General features: G+C 48.3%; 25 protein-coding genes, 1 tRNA gene and 1 pseudogene. 13 read left to right on the top strand and 14 right to left on the bottom strand.

Annotated features, from left to right (window positions below; all coding sequences use genetic code 11):
- Positions 1-67 precede the first annotated feature (67 nt).
- The 4 genes and pseudogenes from solA to FEK46_RS05390 all read left to right on the top strand — a co-directional run bounded on the left by solA (position 68) and on the right by FEK46_RS05390 (position 2,753).
- A complete protein-coding gene (gene solA / locus FEK46_RS05405) occupies positions 68-1,186 on the top strand; it encodes an N-methyl-L-tryptophan oxidase (RefSeq protein ID WP_135559659.1) in 1,119 nt (372 codons plus the stop codon).
- A 47-nt stretch (positions 1,187-1,233) separates the two neighbouring features.
- A pseudogene (locus tag FEK46_RS05400) lies at positions 1,234-1,346 on the top strand (YceO family protein).
- A 261-nt stretch (positions 1,347-1,607) separates the two neighbouring features.
- The gene (locus tag FEK46_RS05395; RefSeq protein ID WP_130205491.1) at positions 1,608-2,174 is read left to right on the top strand and encodes a cytochrome b; all 567 of its coding nucleotides are present in this window, start codon (positions 1,608-1,610) and stop codon (positions 2,172-2,174) included.
- Positions 2,175-2,177: 3 nt separating this feature from the next.
- Entirely contained in the window at positions 2,178-2,753 is a 576-nt protein-coding gene (locus FEK46_RS05390; protein ID WP_135559660.1) for a YceI family protein, read from the top strand.
- Positions 2,754-2,794: 41 nt separating this feature from the next.
- On the opposite strand, the gene FEK46_RS05385 is transcribed toward FEK46_RS05390, so the two are convergent.
- Entirely contained in the window at positions 2,795-3,847 is a 1,053-nt protein-coding gene (locus FEK46_RS05385; protein WP_130205489.1) for a rhodanese-related sulfurtransferase, read from the bottom strand.
- 223 nt (positions 3,848-4,070) lie between these two features.
- On the opposite strand from FEK46_RS05385, the gene lpxL reads away from it, so the two are divergent.
- The 3 genes from lpxL (at position 4,071) to FEK46_RS05370 (ending at position 6,846) form a co-directional block, all read left to right on the top strand.
- Entirely contained in the window at positions 4,071-4,991 is a 921-nt protein-coding gene (gene lpxL / locus FEK46_RS05380; RefSeq protein WP_130205487.1) for a kdo(2)-lipid IV(A) lauroyltransferase, read from the top strand.
- A gap of 171 nt (positions 4,992-5,162) precedes the next feature.
- Entirely contained in the window at positions 5,163-6,389 is a 1,227-nt protein-coding gene (gene mdtG, locus FEK46_RS05375; RefSeq protein ID WP_130215860.1) for a multidrug efflux MFS transporter MdtG, read from the top strand.
- Positions 6,390-6,471: 82 nt separating this feature from the next.
- A complete protein-coding gene (locus FEK46_RS05370) occupies positions 6,472-6,846 on the top strand; it encodes a MysB family protein (protein ID WP_130205483.1) in 375 nt (124 codons plus the stop codon).
- On the opposite strand, the gene FEK46_RS05365 is transcribed toward FEK46_RS05370, so the two are convergent.
- From FEK46_RS05365 to mdoG, 3 genes are all read right to left on the bottom strand, one after another.
- Positions 6,847-7,074, bottom strand: a complete 228-nt coding sequence (locus FEK46_RS05365) for a YceK/YidQ family lipoprotein (RefSeq protein ID WP_130205481.1) — start codon at positions 7,072-7,074, stop codon at positions 6,847-6,849. It abuts the gene before it with no gap.
- Positions 7,075-7,246: 172 nt separating this feature from the next.
- Positions 7,247-9,790, bottom strand: a complete 2,544-nt coding sequence (gene mdoH, locus FEK46_RS05360; protein WP_130205479.1) for a glucans biosynthesis glucosyltransferase MdoH — start codon at positions 9,788-9,790, stop codon at positions 7,247-7,249.
- Entirely contained in the window at positions 9,783-11,318 is a 1,536-nt protein-coding gene (gene mdoG / locus FEK46_RS05355; protein WP_130258319.1) for a glucans biosynthesis protein MdoG, read from the bottom strand. The genes mdoH and mdoG overlap by 8 nt, the downstream gene beginning before the upstream one ends.
- A 393-nt stretch (positions 11,319-11,711) precedes the next feature.
- Here mdoG and mdoC point away from each other — a divergent pair, with 393 nt between their 5' ends.
- Positions 11,712-12,869 carry a glucans biosynthesis protein MdoC gene (mdoC, locus tag FEK46_RS05350; RefSeq protein ID WP_131162257.1) on the top strand — a complete coding sequence of 386 codons (1,158 nt, stop codon included), beginning with the start codon at positions 11,712-11,714 and terminating at the stop codon, positions 12,867-12,869.
- A gap of 7 nt (positions 12,870-12,876) precedes the next feature.
- Here mdoC and clsC read toward each other — a convergent pair whose 3' ends face one another.
- From clsC to csgB, 6 genes are all read right to left on the bottom strand, one after another.
- Positions 12,877-14,358: a cardiolipin synthase ClsC gene (clsC, locus tag FEK46_RS05345; protein WP_135559661.1), complete on the bottom strand. Its 1,482-nt coding sequence runs from the start codon at positions 14,356-14,358 to the stop codon at positions 12,877-12,879.
- Positions 14,300-14,833, bottom strand: coding sequence for an O-acetyl-ADP-ribose deacetylase (gene ymdB, locus FEK46_RS05340; protein WP_131162259.1), 534 nt, complete (start codon positions 14,831-14,833; stop codon positions 14,300-14,302). Before ymdB ends, clsC begins: the two co-directional genes overlap by 59 nt.
- Before the next feature lie 94 nt (positions 14,834-14,927).
- Complete coding sequence (locus tag FEK46_RS05335) at positions 14,928-15,239, bottom strand: type 1 fimbrial protein (RefSeq protein ID WP_130205471.1); 312 nt, start codon at positions 15,237-15,239, stop codon at positions 14,928-14,930.
- 117 nt (positions 15,240-15,356) lie between these two features.
- Entirely contained in the window at positions 15,357-15,689 is a 333-nt protein-coding gene (csgC, locus tag FEK46_RS05330; protein WP_000992819.1) for a curli assembly chaperone CsgC, read from the bottom strand.
- A 58-nt stretch (positions 15,690-15,747) separates the two neighbouring features.
- Entirely contained in the window at positions 15,748-16,206 is a 459-nt protein-coding gene (gene csgA, locus FEK46_RS05325; RefSeq protein WP_000771421.1) for a curli major subunit CsgA, read from the bottom strand.
- Positions 16,207-16,246: 40 nt separating this feature from the next.
- Positions 16,247-16,702, bottom strand: a complete 456-nt coding sequence (gene csgB, locus FEK46_RS05320; protein WP_130205467.1) for a curli minor subunit CsgB — start codon at positions 16,700-16,702, stop codon at positions 16,247-16,249.
- A gap of 757 nt (positions 16,703-17,459) precedes the next feature.
- On the opposite strand from csgB, the gene csgD reads away from it, so the two are divergent.
- The 4 genes from csgD to csgG are packed head-to-tail and all read left to right on the top strand — an operon-like array spanning position 17,460 to position 19,802.
- On the top strand, positions 17,460-18,110 hold the full coding sequence (gene csgD / locus FEK46_RS05315; protein WP_064528493.1) for a biofilm master transcriptional regulator CsgD: 651 nt from the start codon (positions 17,460-17,462) through the stop codon (positions 18,108-18,110).
- Between the two features lie 4 nt (positions 18,111-18,114).
- The gene (gene csgE, locus FEK46_RS05310) at positions 18,115-18,504 is read left to right on the top strand and encodes a curli production assembly/transport protein CsgE (protein WP_130205465.1); all 390 of its coding nucleotides are present in this window, start codon (positions 18,115-18,117) and stop codon (positions 18,502-18,504) included.
- A 22-nt stretch (positions 18,505-18,526) separates the two neighbouring features.
- The gene (gene csgF, locus FEK46_RS05305; protein WP_130205464.1) at positions 18,527-18,943 is read left to right on the top strand and encodes a curli production assembly/transport protein CsgF; all 417 of its coding nucleotides are present in this window, start codon (positions 18,527-18,529) and stop codon (positions 18,941-18,943) included.
- A 25-nt stretch (positions 18,944-18,968) separates the two neighbouring features.
- Positions 18,969-19,802, top strand: coding sequence for a curli production assembly/transport protein CsgG (gene csgG, locus FEK46_RS05300; protein ID WP_130205462.1), 834 nt, complete (start codon positions 18,969-18,971; stop codon positions 19,800-19,802).
- Positions 19,803-19,863: 61 nt separating this feature from the next.
- Here the strand turns inward: csgG and FEK46_RS05295 are convergent, their stop codons facing one another.
- The 4 genes from FEK46_RS05295 to ghrA form a co-directional block, all read right to left on the bottom strand.
- Positions 19,864-20,355 (bottom strand): DUF1097 domain-containing protein, encoded by a 492-nt coding sequence (locus tag FEK46_RS05295; RefSeq protein ID WP_135559662.1) that lies wholly within the window; start codon positions 20,353-20,355, stop codon positions 19,864-19,866.
- 101 nt (positions 20,356-20,456) lie between these two features.
- On the bottom strand, positions 20,457-21,011 hold the full coding sequence (gene ycdY / locus FEK46_RS05290; RefSeq protein ID WP_130205458.1) for a molecular chaperone YcdY: 555 nt from the start codon (positions 21,009-21,011) through the stop codon (positions 20,457-20,459).
- A gap of 22 nt (positions 21,012-21,033) precedes the next feature.
- Positions 21,034-21,771, bottom strand: a complete 738-nt coding sequence (gene ycdX / locus FEK46_RS05285; RefSeq protein ID WP_130205456.1) for a zinc-binding phosphatase — start codon at positions 21,769-21,771, stop codon at positions 21,034-21,036.
- Between the two features lie 54 nt (positions 21,772-21,825).
- The gene (gene ghrA / locus FEK46_RS05280; protein WP_130205454.1) at positions 21,826-22,764 is read right to left on the bottom strand and encodes a glyoxylate/hydroxypyruvate reductase GhrA; all 939 of its coding nucleotides are present in this window, start codon (positions 22,762-22,764) and stop codon (positions 21,826-21,828) included.
- Positions 22,765-22,997: 233 nt separating this feature from the next.
- On the opposite strand from ghrA, the gene FEK46_RS05275 reads away from it, so the two are divergent.
- Positions 22,998-23,085: transfer RNA gene (locus tag FEK46_RS05275), tRNA-Ser, on the top strand.
- The last annotated feature ends 724 nt before the right edge of the window (positions 23,086-23,809 follow it).

Raw genomic sequence — 23,809 nt, 5'->3', positions numbered from 1 at the left:
ATTTCTGGGTTGTATATCGTTTGTTACTTATTTACTCTGCTTAAACCATGAGAGCAGAGAGAAAAAAATGAAATACGATCTCATCATTATTGGCAGCGGTTCCGTAGGCGCTGCAGCCGGGTATTATGCCACCCAGGCCGGTTTGAAAGTGCTGATGACCGACAGCCATATGCCGCCACATCAACACGGCAGCCACCACGGAGATACGCGATTAATTCGCCATGCTTATGGCGAAGGCGAAAAGTATGTCCCGCTAGTACTCCGTGCGCAAACCCTGTGGGATGAACTCTCCCGTCACAACAAAGAAGACCCCGTTTTTGTGCGCTCCGGCGTCATCAACCTCGGCTCTGCCGACTCCGAGTTTCTCGCCAATGTCGCCCACAGCGCGGAACAATGGCAACTCAACGTCGAAAAAATGGATGCACAGACAATTATGGCCCGCTGGCCGGAAATACGCGTCCCTGACAACTATATCGGGCTATTTGAGGCCGATTCCGGTTTTTTACGCAGCGAACTGGCGATTAAAACCTGGATCAAACTGGCGAATGAAGCTGGCTGCGCACAACTGTTTAACTGTCCGGTCACCGCAATTCGTCATGACGATAACGGCGTAACTATTGAAACGGCGGACGGCGAGTACCAGGCGAAGAAAGCGATCGTCTGTGCAGGTACCTGGGTAAAAGAGCTGCTACCAGAACTGCCCATCCAGCCCGTACGTAAAGTATTCGCCTGGTATCAGGCCGATGGCCGCTATAGCGTGAAGAATAAATTCCCGGCCTTTACCGGTGAATTGCCCAATGGCGATCAATACTACGGTTTTCCGGCGGAAAACGATGCTCTGAAGATTGGGAAACATAACGGTGGTCAGGTCATTCATTCAGCGGATGAGCGTGTTCCGTTTGCGGAAATCGACAGTGACGGTTCCGAAGCTTTCCCATTCTTACGTAGTGTGTTGCCAGGTATCGGCTGCTGCCTGTATGGCGCTGCTTGCACCTATGATAATTCGCCTGACGAAGATTTTATTATCGATACCCTACCAGGACACGCTAATACGCTACTGATTACCGGCCTGAGTGGGCATGGCTTTAAATTTGCTTCGGTATTAGGGGAAATAGCCGCTGATTTTGCGCAAGACAAAAAAATCGATTTTGATTTAACGCCATTCCGGCTTTCCCGCTTCCAATAATCATCATCACGGCCTCTAAGTTGAGGCCGTTTTTACAGGAGCTTTTAATGCGTCGCCTGGTGAACTATCTCATCAATAATATTCGCGAGCATCTCATGCTTTATCTTTTTCTCTGGGGGTATTGGCGATTATGGATCTGATCTATGTGTTTTATTTTTAATCGCCAGGCGCTGACACAAACTGACAAAAATTTAATTTCCCTTTCATTTGGCGTGAAAATTTGAATAAGCTTATTCCAGTCGCAACAGCATTCACCAGACATCCCTCAGCCTGGAACCACTAAACTTATGAAGATTCTTTCATTATTAAATCAAAATTATTGAAATAAAAATAAATATCATTCGGATTGTTGTTTTTAAGTTGCAATTCATCTCATGACAGGCCATTTTCATTACCTCGTGAATATGTTCTGGATGCAGTTATGCAATTCATAAATTCCCCTCAACGCTATGGTGTTATTTCTGCCGCTTTGCATTGGCTAACGGCAATTATTGTCTATGGCATGTTTGCTTTAGGTTTGTGGATGGTAACGTTAAGTTATTACGACGGTTGGTATCATAAGGCGCCAGAGTTGCATAAAAGCATCGGTATTCTATTAATGATGGGGCTGGTTATTCGCGTTCTCTGGCGTTTAATTTCTCCTCCGCCTGGCCCACTGAAAAGCTATTCTCCCGGTATACGCTACGGAGCGAAAGCAGGCCATCTGGCACTTTATCTTTTGCTCTTTGCTATTGGCTTGAGCGGCTACCTTATTTCGACCGCCGATGGCAAACCCATCAGCATCTTTGGTTGGTTTGAAATCCCCGCAACGCTTGCCGACGCAGGCACGCAAGCTGACTTAGCAGGCGCTCTACATTTCTGGTTTGCCTGGAGTGTCGTCGTCCTGTCAGTTATGCACGGATTTATGGCGCTGAAACATCATTTCATCGATAAAGACGACACCCTGAAGCGCATTCTGGGAAAGTCGTCATCTGACTATGGAGTATAAAAAATGAAAAAAAGCCTGCTTGGTTTAACCTTCGCTTCCCTGTTGTTCTCTGCCGGTTCAGCTATCGCTGCCGATTACAAAATTGACAAAGAAGGCCAGCACGCCTTTGTCAATTTCCGCATTCAACATCTGGGCTACAGCTGGGTTTACGGCACTTTTAAAGATTTCGACGGTACTTTTACGTTTGATGAAAAGAATCCGGCTGCCGATAAAGTCAATGTCACCATTAACACCACCAGCGTAGATACCAACCATGCCGAGCGCGATAAACATCTGCGCAGCGCGGATTTCCTCAACACAGCAAAATATCCGCAGGCAACCTTTACGTCCACTAGCGTAAAAAAAGACGGTGACGAGCTGGATATCACAGGTGCTCTGACACTGAATGGCGTAACTAAACCAGTAACGCTGGAAGCGAAGTTGATTGGTCAGGGCGACGACCCATGGGGTGGTAAACGTGCAGGCTTCGAAGCTGAAGGTAAAATTAAGCTGAAAGACTTCAATATCAAGTCAGATTTAGGTCCGGCCTCTCAGGAAGTTGATCTGATTATTTCGGTGGAAGGCGTACAGCAGAAATAATGCTGAAATGTTGCCGGATGACGCGCATCCGGCAATGATGTTTATTCCGCAGGATCAGGTATGCCCAGCGTCGTATTCAGGCGTCCCCGCGACTTATTGAAGATTTTATTGCCATTTTCTCGCCCGGCTCGACGGCGTCGTTGTTCTTCTGGCGGTAATGCGCTCTCTTCGCAGCAAATCTCACTACAACACCCCTTGAATTTCTCAGCACACGTCGGACACTGGATAAACAGCAAGTGACAGCCATCATTTTTACAGTTGGTATGGCTGTCGCATGGCGTGCCGCACTGATGGCAATGCGCAATAATTTCATCAGAGATGCGCTCGCCCATCCGTTCGTCAAAAACGAAATTTTTGCCAACAAAACGCACTGGTAAGCCTTGTTCACGCGCCTTACGGGCGTATTCAATAATGCCGCCTTCAATATGCCAGACTTTATTAAAGCCGTTATGCTTCATCCAGGCACTGGCCTTTTCGCAACGAATGCCACCAGTGCAGTACATGACGATTTTTTTATCTTTATGCGTCTGCATCATCTCAACCGCTTTCGGCAGTTGTTCACGAAAGGTATCAGCCGGAATTTCCAACGCATTTTCGAAATGGCCGACTTCATATTCATAGTGGTTGCGCATGTCGATAAACAGCGTATCGGGATCATCAAGCATGGCATTCACTTCCGCCGCTTGCAGGTATTCCCCGACATTAGTGGCATCAAATTGAGGATCGTCAATCCCGTCGGCGACAATCCGCTCGCGGACCTTCATGCGCAGCACCCAAAAGGATTTCCCATCATCATCCAACGCGATATTCAGGCGTAAACCATCTAACGCAGGATCAAAAGCATAAAGCTGTGCACGAAATGTCTCGACGTTGCTCGCTGGTACACTAATTTGCGCGTTGATCCCCTCATGTGCCAGATAGACCCGGCCAAAAACATTCAACGAAGCAAATAGCTGATATAAAGCATCGCGGGTCACTTTAGGATCGGCAATATGGAAATATTTATAAAACGAAATGGTGGTGCGCGGTTCACTCTCGGCCAGCATTTTGGCTTTCAGTGCGTCGTTGGAAATTCGGTTGTGTAACACTGGCATGGTGTACGGTTCCTGCGAGGTGGGAAAGTAAAATCCGGCGCATGATATAGCAATAATCGCAAATTAACATCCACACACTTTACGCTACATTTGCGCATTAAAAATTATTAATAGTTTACATGCGCGGCATTTTCGCCCAGTCTTCAGCCTCAAATTTTGGTTGAGGGCGAAAAAATGCGACAATACATACAATTGCCCGTATAGGTTGAAAGACAGGATTGATATGACGAATCTACCCAAGTTCTCCACCGCACTGCTTCATCCGCGTTATTGGTTAACCTGGTTGGGTATTGGCGTACTTTGGTTAGTCGTTCAGTTACCCTACCCAATCATCTACCGCCTTGGCATTGCGACGGGGCGACTGGCGTTACGTTTAATGAAACGACGCGCCAAAATTGTGCATCGCAACCTGGAACTGTGCTTCCCGGAAATGAGCGAACAAGAGCGCCAGCAGATGGTGATTAAGAATTTTGAATCCGTTGGCATGGGACTGATGGAAACCGGCATGGCATGGTTCTGGCCAGAAAGTCGGGTTGCCCGCTGGACGGAAGTTATCGGCATGGAGCATGTCCGTGACGTGCAGGCGCAAAAGCGTGGCATCCTGTTAGTTGGCATCCATTTTCTGACGCTGGAACTCGGTGCACGACAATTTGGAATGCAGGAGCCGGGGATCGGGGTTTATCGCCCGAATGACAATCCATTGATCGACTGGCTGCAAACCTGGGGCCGCCTGCGTTCGAATAAATCGATGCTCGATCGCAAAGATTTAAAAGGGATGATTAAAGCACTTAAAAAAGGTGAAGTCGTCTGGTATGCGCCGGATCACGATTACGGTCCGCGCTCGAGCGTTTTTGTGCCATTGTTCGCTGTTGAGCAGGCGGCAACCACTAGCGGCACCTGGATGTTGGCACGAATGTCCGGCGCATGTCTGGTGCCATTTGTCCCTCGTCGTAAGCCGGACGGCAAAGGTTATCAGTTGATCATGCTGCCGCCAGAGTGTTCACCGCCTCTGGATAACGCTGAAACCACCGCCGCGTGGATGAACAAAGTGGTCGAAAAATGCATCATGATGGCGCCAGAACAATACATGTGGTTGCATCGCCGCTTCAAAACGCGCCCGGAAGGCGTTCCTTCACGTTACTAACCTTCTTTATGCCGGATGCGCAGCATCGCATCCGGCACATCAGCATCAAATCCCCTGATTTAGCGATAAAAGCTCTCTGCATTGCGTCACTTATAAGTCAGGCGCATAATTAGTGTGCTTATCTTTTATTCTCTTGTTCACCGCGCCCTGGCGCACCAACAGCGGATTGCTATGTCACCCTGTGAAAATGACACTCCCATAAACTGGAAACGAAACCTGCTCGTTGCCTGGCTTGGCTGTTTTCTTACCGGCGCCGCCTTCAGTCTGGTAATGCCGTTCTTACCCCTCTACGTTGAGCAACTTGGCGTTACGGGCCACTCGGCACTAAATATGTGGTCAGGGATTGTCTTCAGTATTACCTTTCTATTTTCCGCCATTGCTTCTCCGTTCTGGGGAGGATTAGCTGACCGCAAAGGTCGAAAAATTATGCTCCTGCGCTCTGCCCTCGGGATGGGTATCGTGATGGTGTTGATGGGGGTAGTGCAAAATATCTGGCAATTTCTGATCCTGCGAGCATTGCTGGGTCTGCTCGGTGGATTTGTCCCTAATGCCAACGCACTAATCGCCACTCAGGTCCCACGCAATAAAAGCGGCTGGGCGCTGGGTACGCTCTCTACCGGTGGGGTTAGCGGCGCGCTGCTCGGCCCCATGGCTGGCGGCCTGCTCGCCGATAACTACGGCTTACGTCCGGTATTTTTTATTACCGCCAGTGTGCTAATACTCTGCTTTTTCGTCACCCTATTTTGTATCAAAGAGAAATTCCAGCCAGTCAGCAAAAAAGAGATGCTGCACATGCGGGATGTCGTGACATCGCTTAAAAACCCGAAGCTGGTACTTAGCCTGTTTGTCACAACATTAATCATCCAGGTCGCCACCGGTTCAATCGCGCCAATCCTGACACTCTATGTCCGCGAACTGGCGGGGAATGTCAGTAATGTCGCTTTTATCAGTGGCATGATTGCCTCGGTCCCCGGCGTGGCTGCGCTACTTAGCGCGCCACGGCTTGGCAAACTGGGGGATCGTATCGGGCCAGAGAAGATCCTGATAACGGCGCTGCTCTTTTCTGTGCTGCTGTTAATCCCTATGTCTTACGTCCAGACACCATTCCAGCTGGGGGTTTTACGCTTTTTACTCGGAGCCGCCGATGGCGCGTTACTCCCCGCAGTACAAACGCTACTGGTTTATAACTCAACAAACCAAATCGCCGGACGAATTTTCAGCTACAACCAGTCATTTCGTGATATTGGCAACGTTACGGGACCATTGATGGGCGCGGCTATCTCAGCAAACTATGGTTTCCGCGCAGTGTTTCTGGTCACCGCAGGAGTTGTGTTGTTTAACGCGGTTTATTCCTGGAACAGTTTGCGTCGCCGCCGATTGCCCCAAGTGACAGGCTGATTTTTCGCCTTTCATACTTGCAAAAGCGCATAATCAGCTATTCTTTCCCTGAATACATCATCAAATCAAAGGGAGAATCGTGATGACTATGTACGCAACGCTTGAAGAAGCCATTGATGCCGCACGGGAAGAATTTCTTGCTGACAACCCCGGAATCGATGCAGATGAAGCAAATGTGCAACAGTTCAATGTCCAGAAATATATTCTGCAAGATGGCGACATTATGTGGCAGGTTGAGTTTTTTGCTGATGAAGGCGAAGAAGGTGAATGTCTGCCAATGTTCAGCGGTGAAGCTGCACAAAGCGTCTTTGACGGCGATTATGATGAAATTGAAATCCGCCAGGAATGGCAGGATGAAAATACGCTGCATGAATGGGACGAAGGCGAATTTCAGCTTGAGCCGCCTCTGGATACTGAAGAAGGACGCGCTGCCGCCGATGAATGGGATGAGCGCTAATTACTCATATGGCCCATGTTGAATATCAATGGGCAGCAGTAAGGTATCAAAGACGAGGGAGAACGGCAGATCGAGGATCGTAACATAGCGCCATGCGGAGTCACGAACATCCCATTGCACCCCGGGATAATATTGGTTGCCATGCCCCTGCCCCGGTAAAGTGCGGCTAATGATGCTGCCACAGCCACTCAGTAAGGTAACCATGATGCCTACCACAATGAAACGCATTTGATACCTCTTTCCTAAAAAAATACCGGCATTACGCCGGTATTTTTATTGGCTCGTTGTTTTTGCCGGATGCGGCGTGAACGCCTTATCCGACCTACAAAATCTTGCAAACTCAATATATTGCAGGAACGATGTAGGCCTGATAAGCGTAGCGCATCAGGCAACTACATTTTTATTGCGAAGCCGCATCCGGGTTACGCAATGCCTGTGGATTCAGCTTTATCCCTTCATAGTAACTCACCCATGAAGAATATTTCTCCGGAGAGTTCCATACGCGGAAATGCAAACGTGCCATCGTTACCGGATCGCTCAAAAGCACCAGACGACGATCGCGGTTCAGCTTCTCTGGCGTCTCGTTCAGCGCCTGTTCAACGTGGCGGTCACGGGCGATTTCCAGCACCTTACTGGCGCGGTGACGAGCGGTCGCCATTGCCGTTGCCAGGGCGTTAAACGACGGGTTAAATACCGCGTGCATAAAGCCATCGTCGAGAGAACGTTGACGGTTCATCTCAAGGAAACGATCGGTATCTACCAGCACCTGCGGCGGTGAATACTCTTCCGGGATCAGGAACAGTTTCCAGCGTTTAGCACGCAGCCCCACGGTCGCACGGCTGGAGATCACCGAAACAAACGGTGACAGGATCAGCGAGAAGACAATCGGCGCCAGCCAGAACAGGAATCTCAGATCCAGCCATGCCATGCCAACCGCCCACACAAGACCCAGTAACAGTTGCGAACCGTGACGTTTAAACGCTTCTCCCCAGGAAGTGGAGTCATCATCACGTTGCGGTGAATTCCACACTACCTCCCAGCCGAGGAATGCACTAACCACGAATACCGTATGAAACAGCATGCGCACCGGCGCCAGCAGTACGGAGAACAGCACTTCCAGTAGCAGCGACAAGGTGACGCGCCAGAAGCCACCATACTCTTTAGTCCCTTTGCACCAGATGAGCAAAATACTCAACAATTTTGGCAGGAACAGCAGCACCATTGTTGAGGCAAACAGTGCAATCGCCAGTTCAGGACGCCATTGCGGCCACACCGGAAACAACTGCCGTGGTTGCAGGAAGTATTGCGGTTCGGTCAACGCATGCACTACCTGCAATGCGGTCGAGAGCGCGAGGAACATAAACCACAGCGGCGCAGAGAGATAAGACATTACCCCCGTCAGGAACACCGCACGGTGTACCGGGTGCATCCCTTTGACCAGGAACAGGCGGAAGTTCATCAGGTTGCCGTGACACCAGCGACGGTCACGCTTTAGCTCGTCCAGCAAGTTTGGTGGCAACTCTTCATAAGAGCCCGGGAGATCGTACGCAATCCATACTCCCCAACCTGCACGGCGCATCAGTGCCGCTTCTACAAAGTCGTGCGACAGGATTGAACCGGCAAAAGAGCCTTCACCCGGCAACGGCGCCAGCGCGCAGTGCTCGATAAAGGGTTTCACGCGGATAATCGCGTTATGCCCCCAATAGTGCGACTCGCCAAGTTGCCAGAAGTGCAGACCGGCAGTGAACAATGGCCCATAAACACGGGTCGCAAACTGCTGGCAGCGCGCGTACAGCGTATCCATACCAGATGCTTTCGGCGAAGACTGGATAATCCCGGCGTTCGGGTTGGCTTCCATCAGGCGCACCAGGCCGCACAAGCAATCACCGGTCATCACTGAATCGGCATCCAGCACTACCATGTAGCTGTACTGACTGCCCCAGCGACGGCAGAAGTCATCGATATTACCGCTTTTACGCTTTACACGACGGCGGCGGCGGCGATAGAAAATCTGCCCTTCGCCGCCGACTTCAGCGATAAGCTCCATCCAGGCTTTTTGCTCTGCGACGCAGATATCCGGGTTGTAACTATCACTCAGAATGTAGACATCAAAGTGTTTAGCATTGCCGGTGGCTTTTACCGATTCCCACGTTGCGCGCAAGCCTGCAAAGACGCGATTCACGTCTTCATTACAGATGGGCATGATCAATGCCGTACGATGCTCCGGGTTTAGCGGTTCATCGCCAACGGTCGACGCAGAAATACTGTATTTATCGCGACCAATGAGCAGTTGCAGGAACCCCATCAACGCGGTCCAGAAACCGGCAGACACCCAGCAGAAAAGAACAGCAAAGAGGATCAGAATGCCGGTTTGCAGCATATAAGGCAGGAGCTGCATAAAGGAAACCCACAGATCCTGATCGACCATATCAACCGGATTAATAAACGCCCACCCCTGGTACGGCAGAATCGTCTTCATGTACCAGGTAGCGACAACGGTTTGCGCCAGTGTCAGGATAAGCAGGATATAACGACGGATTGTCCCGACGGTACGCCACTTTTGCTCGCTTTCCTGTTCTTCTTTGGTTAACCGAGCCAGATAGCGCGGTGTCACATCGCGGCCGCGCAGACGATCCCAGAATCGCCCTACCGGGTTAGTTCGCCACGGATCGGGAAACATAGAGGAGCGTTTTGCTTTCGGCATTGCCTGAAGCTGATCGCGTCCTTCGTCGTCCTTAATTAACTGCCCATCAGCCAGCGAATCCGGCCAGGCTTGTTCAAGACGTGCCTTCACCGACCCTTGCGGGGAGTCATCCTCCCGCGCATAGATGCGGTGTTCGGCATCCAGCGCCTGATGAACGGCGCGGATATCGGTCTTCGGCAATGCCGCTTTCTCACTGGCGGAGATGGGCATTGCGTCAATGTACTCAGTTGTTTTATTCATTGGCAGGTAACTGGTAGCTCCAGGTTTCACTCAACGTCTGATCGGCATTCACCAGCGCAGCACGCATTTCAGTGGTTTTCTTGGCATCTTTCACTTTCACGCGCATTACCAGACGCCAGCCTTTGGTGACCGGGTTATAACGCACTGTACTCTCTACAATCTCACCATTATCGCCAATACTGGTTTGTGCGGTGACTGGCGTATCCGCTGGCAGTTTTTTCATTTCTGCACCAGTAAAATCGACCACAAAGGCGATAGTACCGTCAGGTTGACGAATCAGGTTTGATTGTTTCACATCCCCCGTTGAACGACGCGTCTGCTGTACCCAGGCGTTATCTGGCGCATGCAATTTGTCTTCGTCCCGGCTGAAGGTGATGGTGTATTTAAAGTTCATCTCTTTACCCGGTTCCGGCAGCTGGTCCGGCGTCCAGTAAGCGACGATGTTATCGTTAGTTTCATCGTTAGTCGGGATTTCTACCAACTCAACGCTACCTTTGCCCCACTCCCCTTTCGGTGTTACCCAGGCGCTTGGACGCAGATCGTAACGGTCGTCGAGATCTTCAAAACGAGAGAAGTTGCGGCCACGCTGTAACAGACCAAACCCTTGCGGATTCTCCATAGAGAAGCTGCTAACTGCCAGATGTTTCGGGTTATTCAGCGGACGCCAGATCCACTCGCCGTTACCGGCATGGATAGACAAGCCATTTGAGTCGTGCAATTCCGGACGATAGTTATTCGCCGGAGACGGCTGGTTCGGTCCGAACAGGAACATACTGGTTAGCGGCGCAACACCCAGTTTGCCGACTTTGTCGCGCAGATAAATTTTAGACTGCACATCAACAACCGTGTCACGTCCTGGCATAACCACAAACTTGTAAGCGCCTGTCGCTCGCGGTGAGTCAAGCAATGCATAAATGGTTAAACGTTTATCAGTCGGTTTTGGTCGCTCGATCCAAAACTCTTTAAAGCGCGGAAATTCTTCACCGGATGGCAACGCGGTATCAATTGCCAGGCCGCGGGCAGAAAGGCCATAAACCTGACCTGCACCAATCACGCGGAAATAGCTGGCCCCGAGCATGCTGACGATTTCATCGTTTTTATCTTTGCTGTTGATCGGGTAAAGCACTTTAAAACCGGCAAAACCAAGGTCTTTTACCGTGTCTTTGTCATGCTGAACATCGCCGAATGTAAAATAATCCGGACTGTATTTGATTCTTTTTACTGCCGTTGCAGTAACTTCATTGATTTTGACCGGCGTGTCGAAGTACATACCCTGATGGTAGAACTCGAGCTTGAATGGGGTCTTCAGATTGTTCCAGTAGGCTTTGTCATGATTAAACTGGATCTGCTGATAGTCCGCGTATTTCATGTCGCGGAAAACGGAGGGCAAGTTGCTTTTAGGCGCCTCATAGCCTTTTCCGGCTAAGGATTGAGCTTGCTTTGCAACATCGTCAATGCTGAACGCCCAGCTTGAAGAGGTATACAGGGTTAACATTACTGCAGCACTCAACCAACGCATTTTCATCATTTGTAGTTTATGTTTCATAATAAGTAAGCACTTCCCCCTTTGTGTGCTTATATCGATCCGATCTATTTTAATGGATAACCAGCCATTACGACAACAGAATCCCGGCGTTATTCAGCATGCTGGCTCATGGATTAAGCACTTGATTGCGGCCGTTTTCACTTTCCGTGCTTCTCCTAAAGACAGAAGCAGCGAGTTCGTGTAGGGTTTGCCAGCAAATTTATTTATCAACAGTCTTACAGACGCTTCCATTTTGGTTAGTGGTAGTGACTATGCCGCGCAAAAACACCCGCGAAGCCTGTGCCAGATGCGGTCAGGTCGATGTTGTTATGGCAAAAGTCTAAAGGCATTCCCCGGCAGGGATAAGACGAAAAATCCGAGATTAGTTAACCATATATGAATCCAGTACCCGCGCAGCGTGAATATTTCCTCGACTCCATCCGCGCCTGGTTGATGTTGTTAGGGATCCCTTTTCATATTTCTTTAATCTATTCAAGCCACACCTGGCATGTGAATAGCGCAGAGCCGTCCTGGTGGCTGACACTTTTTAACGATTTCATCCACTCGTTCCGCATGCAGGTATTTTTCGTTATTTCTGGTTATTTTTCCTACATGCTTTTTTTGCGCTACCCATTGAAAAAATGGTGGAAAGTTCGTGTCGAACGCGTGGGGATCCCGATGTTAACGGCCATTCCTCTGCTGACCTTGCCGCAATTCATTATGCTGCAGTATGTCAAAGGCAAAGCAGAAAGCTGGCCTGGCCTGTCATTGTATGACAAATATAATACACTGGCCTGGGAATTAATTTCGCACCTGTGGTTTTTACTGGTATTGGTGGTCATGACGACACTTTGCATATGGATATTTAAGCGCATCAAAGACAATTTAGATAATTCCGATAACAAAAATAAAAAATTCTCAATGGCTAAACTATCGGTGATCTTCTTATGCCTCGGCATCGGCTATGCGGCAATAAGAAGAACGCTCTTTATCGTTTATCCGCCCATTTTAAGCGATGGCATGTTCAATTTTATTTTCATGCAGACGCTGTTTTATATGCCGTTTTTTATCCTTGGTGCATTAGCTTTTATTTTCCCTAATCTTAAAGCCTTGTTTACCACACCTTCTCGTGGTTGCACACTCGCTGCAGCAATGGCATTTGTCGCCTATTTGCTCAATCAACGTTACGGTAGCGGCGATGCCTGGATGTATGAAACCGAGTCGGTGATCACGATGGTACTCGGCTTGTGGATGGTGAATGTGGTTTTCTCCTTTGGTCACCGTTTGCTCAATTTTCAGTCGGCGCGGGTGACCTATTTTGTAAACGCATCGCTGTTTATCTACCTGGTTCACCACCCGTTAACGCTGTTTTTCGGCGCATACATCACCCCGCATATCACCTCAAATTGGCTTGGTTTTCTCTGCGGCCTGATATTTGTGATAGGGATTGCGATAATTCTGTATGAAATTCATTTACGCATTCCGTTGTTGAAGTTTTTGTTCTCCGGAAAACCGGCCACTAAGCGCGAGAATGATAAAGCGCCAGCCCGCTGAGCCACACTTACAATAACCATTCAACGGGTAATATTGACGCCAGTCTGACCAAAACCCGCTTCCAGAAACTGGTTGCGGGTTCTTTTTTGAGAATAATTTCTTCCTTCCCGCGACGATCGACCCAGTTAATCCGCCCCCATCGATCCAGACGCAGCTGCCAGGCCGCATCATACTGACTCTGAATAAAGCGTTTATCGATCAGTTGCGCCAGCATTTTGCTCTCTATTACCAGGCCCATTTCAGTGTTGAGTAATGTTGAACGCGGGTCGAAATTGAATGAACCAATAAATACGGTTTTGCCATCGACACTGAAGGTCTTGGCATGCAGACTGGCACCGGAATTCCCGGTTATTCCGCGGTCGTGCAGTGTACCGGGTTGTTCCTGCGTCGGCTTTAGTTCATAGAGTTCCACGCCATAACGGAGCAATTTTTTGCGCCAGCGTGCGTAGCCAGCATGCACCACAGCGACATCATTGGCGGCAAGTGAGTTGGTTAAGATTGCTATCTTTACCCCTTTTCTTACCATCCGTAACAGTTGCGCTACACCTGCACGCGTCGGCACAAAATAGGAAGAGATAATATCAATCCGCTCACCGGGTGACCCCATGATATCGAACAGTCGCTGCGGCAGAAGGGAATGGCGTTTTGCTTTGCCCTCCCCTTTCGCAGGATCATCACTTAATAAACGCGTTTTTGCCCAAATAAGCGGTAACGCCCCCTCAACGAGTTGATTCATAAAAGGGCTTGATTCCAGTTTACGCAAATAGCGATGCGTGATGCTGTCATTATGCCAGGATGCGGGTAGTTCAATACGATCAGCCATTTCACCTTCTGGCACATCCAGAACATGCTGCAAGGGTGAAACTGATTTGCAATACCAGTAGCGGGCGAAATCATCAGCGACGTCCTCAACAACCGGCCCCATTGCCATCACATCTAAATCTGAAAAAAGCGGTTCTTCTCCTGCACCAAAATATGCATCGCCGATGTTTCTCCCCCCCACCAGCGTCACCACGCCATCGACGGTAAAACTCTTATTGTGCATACGTCGATTGAGACGGGAAAAATCGGTGATATAGCCAAGCGGACGCAATAAGCGAAATGAGAAAGGATTGAAAAGTCGAACTTCAATCCGCGGGTGGCTATCAAGCAAGCGTAAAATGTCATCAAGTCCGGGGGTATTGTTGTCATCAAGCAACAAACGAACGCGAACGCCACGCTTCGCGGCGGCTAACAGAGCGGAAAACAGTAACCGCCCCGACATATCGTCCTGCCAGATGTAATACTGAACATCCAGCGTATGTTCCGCCATTTCTGCCAGGCGATAACGTGCGGCAAACGCATCCAGACCTTTATCAAGGGGGAAAATGCCGCACAGTCCTGGATGTTGCGAACACAAGTGCAACACCGCGCTCGCCAGCCGAGGCAAATCATTCATCTCCTTGTTGGGTAAGGAGTCTTTCGTAGAGATGGGCGTTTTCTTCATCATAACAGACAAAGTATACCTGCTCGGGTAAAGCGTGACGGATAATAAATTCCGAAACGGTTTTTACTGCTATTTCAGCTGCTGCTGCGCGTGGGTATCCATAAACACCAGTACTAATGGCAGGGAAAGCTACCGATGTATAACTGTTCGCCGCCACCAGTCGCAGACTATTGAGATAGGCATCCTGCAATAGCTGATCTTCATTTTGTTCTCCGCCGCGCCACACGGGTCCAACAGTGTGTACAACAGCTTTGGCGGGGAGATCGCCTGCGAGGGTAATTACTGCGTGTCCCGTAGGGCAATCGCCCTGTTGTTGTCTGACTTTTAAACAGGCATCCAGCAGCGCCGGACCGGCAGCGCGATGTATAGCGCCATCGACGCCGCCTCCCCCCATCAACGATGGATTTGCCGCATTAACAATCACATCAACGGCCAGTTTGGTAATATCGCCCTGTACAACATGAATACGCGATTTCATAACGCCTCCTTACACCATCTTGTTTCTTAAGTGTACAGCAGGGTTTTTAGAGAAATCGCATTTTTCTTGTCGGCGACGTGAGTGGTTCAGAAACTTAGTTATATTCGATATTCATCACAGCCAGCTTTTTCTGCTCATCAAGATACTGCACTTTTACTGAGGCAATTTGCGCATTTTTAACTTTGCCGCTCATTAGCTCTTTGCTGGAATACGTTTTGCTCTGTACAGGACCATTTTGCATACAGGTCATTTCAACTGGCGCTTGTAGGGAGCTCACGTCACACGCCGGTTCCACAATTTGACCATAAAAATGAATCACGCCACCTTGCGCATTGCTTTCCGCTGTTGCAAAAAAAGGAAAAACCAGGCTGCCAAGCATAAGGGAGTTTAATAACGGTCTGAACATCTCTTCTATTTCCTCAATGATTAATCATCCTTGAGGGTGTGTTATCCATGCTTTCAGGTGGTCGATTCGTATCCGACCATTCTCTTCCGGCTCATTTTATGCTCAACTATCAATACATTAAGACTTTCCTGAAGAGGGCGGCCATTGTTGTGATAAATGAAGTGACTGTCCATCAGAAACAGTAACAACTATTTTCACCCGATCGTCCGGGGAAATATTTAAACTCAACTTCGTCAAGGCAATGGGTTGATTAGCGGGTAATGAAAGGGTCTTTTCTTGCTTCGTCTGACTTTGTCCCGAACTGCCTTCACGCAGAGATAATATTTGCACCCGGCACAAGCATGATTGCGTCAGAGTAACCTCAGGAATAATGGTGTACATGTCACCTTGCTGGGTTGTATTAAAGGTTATCTGGCTGGAAAGCGCCGCGAGAAGTAATAACGCGTTCATACTATTCTCCCGAAAAAAAACAGGGCTTGCGCCCTGTTTCTGTAATACAAATTCTATATTAGTACTGATGAGCGGTCGCGTTGTTACCAAAGCCAACCTGAGTTACGTTGACGCTGGAGTTAGATGCAGTCTGGTCAACTGCTGCACCGTTGCCGCCACCGAACTGTTTAACAGTCATTTCAGAGTTTTTACCGTTCCACTGATCCAGTGTCGCGCTGTTACCAAAGCCACGTTGGGTCAGTTCAATTGAGCTGTCATCAGAACCTTGTCCCACGTCTGCGCCATTACCGCCGCCGTGCTGGGTAATAGTCAGATCAGAGTTGCGGGCATCAGCCTGCAATGCAACAGCAGAGTTACCGCCACCGTATTGGTAAATATTCAGTTCAGAATTCGGGCCGCTGTTATTACCGCCACCACCGTGGTTGCCGCCGCCACCGCCGTACTGAGGAATAGAACCTGCCAGAGCGCTACCGGAGAATACGATTGCTGCAATTGCTGCTACTTTTAAAAGTTTCATGTAAAACCCCCATCGGATTGATTTAAAAGTCGAATGGAAATTAACGCTGTGTTACGCGAATAGCCATTTGCGACTGTCTCTGCACTACAATTGCCGTTTTTTGAGTACCATACTGCGTAATATTTGCTTTATTACCAGAACCTTTCTGGATAATCATTGCTGTATTACCATATGCGCCCTGCGAAATACTGGCATCGTTGGCATTGCCCGCCTGATCAATATACGCAAGGTTATAATCTCCTGTCTGGTCAATCTTTGCCCGGTTGTTATTACCATCTTGCGAAACAACCGACAAAAGTTTAGAGCCTCCCTGCCGTAACTGTGCACTATTATTAGCACCAGCTTGACCAATTATGGCTGCCTGATTAAATGAAGACTTACTCAATTCATTTACCGCAAAGTTATACTCTGAATTAGCTAAATCATAACCTGCCGCGGCTGCAATCCCAGGCGCACCCAGTACTGTTAACATCATAAATAACAATCTGTTTTTCATGTTGTCACCCTGGACCTGGTCGTACATTTAAGAAATTTAAATCATTTCAACTTGGTTGTTAACGCAAACCGTTTTTTGTTAACGCTGCGTTACGATGGAAAGTATGTCTGCGGAAATATTTTTAATAACTCACCCGCGCGTTGTATTTTTCTTTTTTTACTCATGCCAAAGTATTAAAACTCGCGTAAATACGCTGTTATTTACGCAAAAATTATTTTGTTTACTTTTAAACCGTCGTTTTTTGACCGCGAAAATTCGACAAACTATCTCTCCTCATGATTCACGAAGATTCTGTCGATATGTTTGCCTGACAAGCCGTCACAAACATCGTTTTTTTGCAGCCAAAAATTGTCCATGAAGAGAATCTGAAAATGCAGACAATTTTAGCGCAACAAAAGGACCAGAGATAAATAACATTTATTAAAATAATCATGTAGTTACGTGTATTTGTATGACTTTTCAAAATTGTGCAATAAAAGCCATATGTACAACTTTTCTATCATTACCAAACTTAACAATCCCTTAATGTTAACAAATTTAATTACCAGATTACATTTTGTTACATGTTTAACACTTGATTTAAGATTTGTAATGGCTAGATTGAAATCAGATGTAATCCATTAGTTTTATTTTTTACCCATTTAGGGTTGATTTATTACTACACACAGCAGTGCAACATCTGTCAGTACTTCTGGTGCCTTTATTGAATAAAGGCAGCTGTCAGGTGTGCGATTAATAAAAAGAGCGGGGTTTCATCATGTTTAATGAAGTCCATAGTATTCATGGTCATACATTACTGTTAATCACTAAACCTTCCTTGCAAGCGACTGCGTTATTGCAGCATTTAAAACAATCGCTGGCAATCACAGGAAAACTACATAACATTCAACGTTCTCTGGACGATATATCTTCTGGCTGCATTATTTTGTTGGATATGATGGAAGCAGATAAAAAACTCATCCATTACTGGCAAGATACATTAAGCAGAAAACACAACAACATCAAAACACTGTTGTTAAATACTCCAGACGATTACCCGTACCGCGACATTGAAAACTGGCCTCATATCAACGGTGTTTTTTACGCCCTGGAGGATCAAGAACGCGTCATCAATGGGTTGCAAGGCGTCTTACGCGGGGAATGCTACTTTACGCAAAAACTTGCCAGCTATCTGATTACACATTCAGGTAACTATCGTTATAACAGCACGGAATCTGCCCTCCTTACTCATAGGGAAAAAGAGATCCTTAATAAACTGCGTATCGGCGCCTCCAATAACGAGATTGCTCGTTCGCTGTTCATCAGCGAAAATACGGTTAAAACGCATCTTTATAATCTTTTCAAGAAGATAGCAGTCAAAAACCGGACTCAAGCAGTCTCATGGGCAAACGATAACCTCAGGCGATAAAGCCATGAAACGTTATTTATGCTGGATTGTAGCAGCGAATATTTTCTTCGCTGCGGGGAATGTTCACGCCGTAGAGGTAGAAGTACCGGGATTGTTAACTGACCATACTGTTTCATCCATTGGACATGATTTTTATCGTGCCTTTAGTGATAAATGGGAAAGTAGCTATACCGGGAACTTGACGATTAATGAAAGGCCCAGTGCACGATGGGGAAGCTGGATCACCATAACGGTAAATCAGGACGTTATTTTCCAGACTTTTTTATTCCCATTGAAAAGAGACTTCGAGAAAACTGTTGTCTTTGCACTGGCACAAACTGAAGAAGCACTGAACCGTCGACAGATTAGTCAGGCTTTACTGAGTACGGGCGATTTAGCGCCTGATGAATTTTAAATTAAATTGTCCGGAGGCTGCAATGCGTGTCAAACATGCAGTAATTCTACTCATGCTAATTTCGCCAATAAGTTGGGCCGGAAATATGACCTTCCAGTTCCGCAATCCTAATTTTGGTGGCAACCCCAATAATGGTGCTTTTTTACTAAACAGCGCCCAGGCACAGAACTCGTATAAAGACCCTAGCTATAATGATGACTTTGGTATTGAAACACCCTCGGCGTTAGATAACTTCACCCAGGCCATTCAGTCACAAATATTAGGTGGGCTGCTGACAAATATTAATACAGGTCAGCCAGGACGAATGGTGACTAACGAATATATCGTCGATATTGCCAACCGGGATGGTCAGCTGCAACTGAACGTAACCGATCGTAAAACGGGTCAAACGTCCACGATTCAGGTTTCGGGATTACAAAATAACTCAACCGATTTTTAAGCCCCAGCTTTGAAAGGAAAATAATATGCAGCGCTTATTTGTTTTGGTTGCAGTCATGTTGCTGAGTGGATGCTTAACCGCACCACCAAAAGAAGCCGCCAAGCCGACATTAATGCCTCGAGCTCAAAGCTACAAAGATTTAACCCATTTGCCTTCGCCAACGGGCAAAATCTTTGTCTCGGTATACAACATCCAGGATGAAACTGGACAATTTAAACCCTATCCGGCAAGTAACTTCTCCACCGCAGTTCCGCAAAGCGCGACCGCTATGTTGGTCACCGCATTGAAAGATTCGCGTTGGTTTGTACCGCTGGAGCGTCAGGGCCTACAAAACTTACTGAACGAACGTAAGATTATTCGTGCGGCACAGGAAAATGGCACCGTTGCGCTCAATAACCGGATCCCGCTACAGTCGCTGACGGCAGCCAATATCATGGTTGAAGGGTCGATTATTGGTTATGAAAGTAACGTGAAATCGGGCGGTGCCGGGGCGAGATACTTCGGTATTGGCGCCGATACGCAGTACCAACTTGACCAAATCGCGGTGAACTTGCGTGTCGTTAATGTCAGCACCGGTGAAATCCTGTCATCAGTGAACACCAGTAAGACCATTCTTTCCTATGAAGTCCAGGCCGGCGTCTTCCGCTTTATCGACTACCAGCGGCTACTGGAAGGGGAAGTAGGATATACCTCAAACGAACCCGTTATGCTATGCCTGATGTCGGCGATTGAAACCGGTGTTATCTTCCTGATTAATGATGGTATCGACCGCGGTCTGTGGGATTTGCAGAATAAAGCAGATCTGCAGAATGACATTCTGGTGAAATACCGCCATCTGTCAGTACCGCCGGAATCCTGATCCATAAAAAAGCCGGAGTATTAATCCGGCTTTTACGTATTCAATATAAAGCGTGATTCTCTCACGCTTTATTTTTTACTTGTTGCTCATGGTTAGCGGTCTTAGCACTGCGCGCCGCCAACCAAAGCCCACTGTTTTTCATCGCGTAACCAAACACCAGCCCAAGCGCCAGAGATGGCAATACCAGTTTCCAGTTTCCCTGCGCGGCAAACATCGCACACGCACCGATAAATGTACCCGGAACAAATGACAGCAATAGCTGTTTGGCCTGAATACACATCAGGAAAGCGACAATGCCAGTCATGACATAGCCAACTATTTCCAGATGGGGTGCCAGCGCACTACCGTAAATAATGACCATTGCCCACACCACACCGCTAAGCAGCGTCGCAGCGGAGATCGCCAACCCTTTCAGGCCACCTTGCGGACAGGCAAAGTAGGCCGTGCAGCCAAGGAAACCCGCCCAGCTGAGTAAACCAAGGGAAACGGCCACCCATCCCCAGATACCGGAGAGAATGCCTGTTGTGATTGCAATAGAGAGAAGTATGTTCATGCCGCGAATGATAGCAGAAAACGCGGCCATGAATGAGATCGAGCACACATTTTATGCAACGTAGAGTTTGATGTTGCATTCATTAGTGATCACGATCACACTTATTCTTCTTTTTCTTCCTCAAGTTCATCCCACATTGCGCCGATAGCATCGCGGGTCAGTGGTGCCATAGTGCGCCAGAACGGCGTGGTTGCATGGGCCTCAATTTTACCGAGAAATGCGCCACACCACGGCAACAGATACTCGCTGAACAACGTTTCCAGAGCTTCGCTTTCATCTTCCGTTGACTGATCCTCCAGCCAGGAAGCCGCAAGCAGTAACGTGCCGATGTGATCGGCTGGCGTATCTGCTAACGGCATCCCGCGTTCTGAAAGAAAAGCACGCACTTCCGCTTCCGTCGCGCCCTCAACCCAGGCACTGCGGTAAGGCGGTACTGCACATTCATCGCCGATAAACAGCGCATTGTAATCGGCAGATACTTGCGCCATATCACAACTTTTCTGCAAGCGTGCCAGCAACTCATCCTGCTCCAGAGGCCAGCTCGCTGCCAATTTTCCCTCACGAATCAGGGTAAACAGCGGAACCAGTAAAGGGTCCTGCGGTTGGCGGTAATAAAGTGACCCCAGTACACGACACAGGATAGAAAACTCGTTCATTTATTTATTTCCATAAAAGCAATTAAAGTTCAGCAAATTCCGCAATCGGCGCCATACCGCGGGATTCCAGGAAGTTGAGTAAACGGCGCGGTGAAACATTCAAAATGCGTTCTTCTGGAAAATCAACCGCGTCAAGAATTTTACGACACTCTTCAAAATCACCCATAGTAAACGCGGTATGAGAATCCGAGCCTAATGCCACCCAACCGCCAGCATCGCGCACCGCAGCGGCAACTGCACGGCAGTTATCTTCACTGCCTTTGCGCGAGTGTAGGAAGGACGAATTATTGATTTCCAGCGCGACCTGGTGTTTCGCGGCTGCTTCCGCAACTGCTTTGAAATCAATGGAATATTTCGGATTGCCCGGATGGCTTATTATGTGCACATTGCCGCTGGCGATAGTCGCGATCATCGCTTGCGTATTGGTCGCTTCATCATGTGGTGCAAAAACCGGTTCATGAAAACCAGCAATGATTAAATCCAGCGACTCAAACATTTTGCCGCTACAGTCAATTTCACCGTCAACATTTTTAATGTTGGCTTCAATGCCGCGCAGGATCCCTACCCCATCAACCACTCGTGGCCAAATACGCATATTAATGAAATGCCAGTGATGCGGCGCATCTTCCATATCCGGGCCGTGATCGGTAATTGCAAAAAGCTTGATTCCCTTCTGTTTAGCCTGGGCAATGTAGTCACTTAATGTGCTGTATGCATGCGTGCTGGCAACGGTATGCATATGTAGGTCGACGGGATACATAACTCTCTCCTGTATTCAATTCTTGCCAAGGATAGCAGGAATCCTGGCGCTTTATTAGTAGCCTCGAACTCGGTCGACTTGCCCGCTGACAGCCTCACCTCTTTCTAGCTGGGAAATGGTGCGCGAAATATACTCCACTGCTTCGACGGGGCGAGTAATAGCTGCCACATGTGGCGTTATCGTGACGCGTGGATGTTGCCAGAGCGGGCTTTCCGGCGGTAAAGGTTCACGATTAAAAACATCCAGCATTGCTCCTTTAATCTTGCCACTTTCCAGCGCCGCGAGCAGGTCATCTTCCACCACATGGACGCCACGCGCCAGATTGAGAAGATACGCGCCATCCGGTAATTGATTGAATAATTGTTGATTAATAATGCCGACGGTTTCGGGCGTATTCGGTAACAGATTAATCAGTACCCGGCATTGACTCAGAAATGCCTTCAGCTCTTCGCCTCCAGCAAAGCTTTGTACATCTGGCCAGGATTTACGACTGCGACTCCAGCAACGCAGCGGAAAGCGCCATGTTTGTAGACTCTGTGCGACTTTACTGCCCAACACGCCAGCGCCCAGGATGCCAATTGTAAAATCTTCCCGATGATATTCAGGCAGCGGTTGCCAGTGTGAAGCATTTTGCTGGATTCGATAATCGTCAAAACGTCGGAACCAATGTAGCACCTGGCTGACAGCATATTCCTGCATTTGCTCGCCCATACCGGTATCTTCCAGGCGGAAAAGCGGAATGGAGGGTTTAAGCATTTCAGGGTGTGCCTGTAGTTTACTCAATATAGAATCCACACCGGCGCCTAGTGCAAACACAGCTTTAAGATCGCGTCCTGCCAGCATTTCAACTGGAGGATGCCAGACTAACGCATAATCCGCGCCCTGGTTATCTCCGTTTTTCCAGGCTCTGACCCTGGCATGAGGTATCGCTTTACTCAGCGCCTCAATCCACCATTTTGAGTCAAAGGTTGGGTGATAAAAGATGATATCCATATTGGCTCCCGAAAAGAGTTGAGCGGAATTTATTCGCGCTTATTGTTATGATCTGCAAGGAACATCAGAATAGCAAATCTGCTGTCGGTGGCAAAAAAAGCGAAACTTGCTTATTTAAGCCGCAAATTGATTGAAGTTTGAATAAACGCACTTTTTTTTAAAAAAGTTTGTTGACCCGAGGCGACTATTTCCCTAAATTAGCGCCCGTTCCAGCAAGACAGGAACAACAATTTGGTGAGGTGTCCGAGTGGCTGAAGGAGCACGCCTGGAAAGTGTGTATACGGCAACGTATCCGGGGTTCGAATCCCCGCCTCACCGCCATATTTAAAGAAGAGCTCGTACGAAAGTACGGGCTTTTTTTTCGCATGTTGCACAACCTGGCGGGGATGAGAAGCCCGGACCGGGTTCGACAACTGGCGACAGCCAGTTGGACAGACCGCGAACGTAGTGAGCGGGCTGCCCGCAGGGCGAGCGAAGCGAGTCAATCCCCGCCTCACCGCCATATTTAAAGAAGAGCTCGTACGAAAGTACGGGCTTTTTTTTCGCATATTGCACAACCTGGCGGGGATGAGAATCCCGGACCGGGTTCGACAACTGGCGACAGCCAGTTGGACAGACCGCGAACGTAGTGAGCGGGCTGCCCGCAGGGCGAGCGAAGCGAGTCAATCCCCGCCTCACCGCCATATTCTGAGAAGAGCTCGTACGAAAGTACGGGCTTTTTTTTCGCATGTGACCCGTCCTGGCGGGGTGAGAAGCCCGGACCCGGGTTCGACAACTGCGGCAGCCAGTTGGACAGACCGCGAACGCAGTGAACGGGCTGCCCGCAGGGCGACGAGGAATTTCCCAACATAGTCTCCTGTTGCGTTCAGAAAGGATGCGGTAAGCGATACCTTGTTTTGCAAAATCATTTTTGCATTAGATAATACCGAAATAACATTTATTATTTACCAAAGCAAAAGCTGAATATAAATGTACAAAGTGATTCAATTCTAACTATTGCGGGTAAATGGATGGGAGTATCCTTTAATAACAGACAGCATGACTA

The sequence above is a fragment of the Escherichia sp. E4736 genome (assembly GCF_005781225.1).
Taxonomy (GTDB): Bacteria; Pseudomonadota; Gammaproteobacteria; order Enterobacterales; family Enterobacteriaceae; genus Escherichia.
This window is presented reverse-complemented; position numbering and strand designations above follow the sequence as displayed.

Coding starts and splice junctions, on each gene's coding strand:
- solA (WP_135559659.1), top strand. CDS start 68: ATGAAATACGATCTCATCATTATTGGCAGCGGTTCCGTAGGCGCTGCA.
- FEK46_RS05395 (WP_130205491.1), top strand. CDS start 1,608: ATGCAATTCATAAATTCCCCTCAACGCTATGGTGTTATTTCTGCCGCT.
- FEK46_RS05390 (WP_135559660.1), top strand. CDS start 2,178: ATGAAAAAAAGCCTGCTTGGTTTAACCTTCGCTTCCCTGTTGTTCTCT.
- FEK46_RS05385 (WP_130205489.1), bottom strand. CDS start 3,847: ATGCCAGTGTTACACAACCGAATTTCCAACGACGCACTGAAAGCCAAA.
- lpxL (WP_130205487.1), top strand. CDS start 4,071: ATGACGAATCTACCCAAGTTCTCCACCGCACTGCTTCATCCGCGTTAT.
- mdtG (WP_130215860.1), top strand. CDS start 5,163: ATGTCACCCTGTGAAAATGACACTCCCATAAACTGGAAACGAAACCTG.
- FEK46_RS05370 (WP_130205483.1), top strand. CDS start 6,472: ATGACTATGTACGCAACGCTTGAAGAAGCCATTGATGCCGCACGGGAA.
- FEK46_RS05365 (WP_130205481.1), bottom strand. CDS start 7,074: ATGCGTTTCATTGTGGTAGGCATCATGGTTACCTTACTGAGTGGCTGT.
- mdoH (WP_130205479.1), bottom strand. CDS start 9,790: ATGAATAAAACAACTGAGTACATTGACGCAATGCCCATCTCCGCCAGT.
- mdoG (WP_130258319.1), bottom strand. CDS start 11,318: ATGATGAAAATGCGTTGGTTGAGTGCTGCAGTAATGTTAACCCTGTAT.
- mdoC (WP_131162257.1), top strand. CDS start 11,712: ATGAATCCAGTACCCGCGCAGCGTGAATATTTCCTCGACTCCATCCGC.
- clsC (WP_135559661.1), bottom strand. CDS start 14,358: ATGATGAAGAAAACGCCCATCTCTACGAAAGACTCCTTACCCAACAAG.
- ymdB (WP_131162259.1), bottom strand. CDS start 14,833: ATGAAATCGCGTATTCATGTTGTACAGGGCGATATTACCAAACTGGCC.
- FEK46_RS05335 (WP_130205471.1), bottom strand. CDS start 15,239: ATGTTCAGACCGTTATTAAACTCCCTTATGCTTGGCAGCCTGGTTTTT.
- csgC (WP_000992819.1), bottom strand. CDS start 15,689: ATGAACGCGTTATTACTTCTCGCGGCGCTTTCCAGCCAGATAACCTTT.
- csgA (WP_000771421.1), bottom strand. CDS start 16,206: ATGAAACTTTTAAAAGTAGCAGCAATTGCAGCAATCGTATTCTCCGGT.
- csgB (WP_130205467.1), bottom strand. CDS start 16,702: ATGAAAAACAGATTGTTATTTATGATGTTAACAGTACTGGGTGCGCCT.
- csgD (WP_064528493.1), top strand. CDS start 17,460: ATGTTTAATGAAGTCCATAGTATTCATGGTCATACATTACTGTTAATC.
- csgE (WP_130205465.1), top strand. CDS start 18,115: ATGAAACGTTATTTATGCTGGATTGTAGCAGCGAATATTTTCTTCGCT.
- csgF (WP_130205464.1), top strand. CDS start 18,527: ATGCGTGTCAAACATGCAGTAATTCTACTCATGCTAATTTCGCCAATA.
- csgG (WP_130205462.1), top strand. CDS start 18,969: ATGCAGCGCTTATTTGTTTTGGTTGCAGTCATGTTGCTGAGTGGATGC.
- FEK46_RS05295 (WP_135559662.1), bottom strand. CDS start 20,355: ATGAACATACTTCTCTCTATTGCAATCACAACAGGCATTCTCTCCGGT.
- ycdY (WP_130205458.1), bottom strand. CDS start 21,011: ATGAACGAGTTTTCTATCCTGTGTCGTGTACTGGGGTCACTTTATTAC.
- ycdX (WP_130205456.1), bottom strand. CDS start 21,771: ATGTATCCCGTCGACCTACATATGCATACCGTTGCCAGCACGCATGCA.
- ghrA (WP_130205454.1), bottom strand. CDS start 22,764: ATGGATATCATCTTTTATCACCCAACCTTTGACTCAAAATGGTGGATT.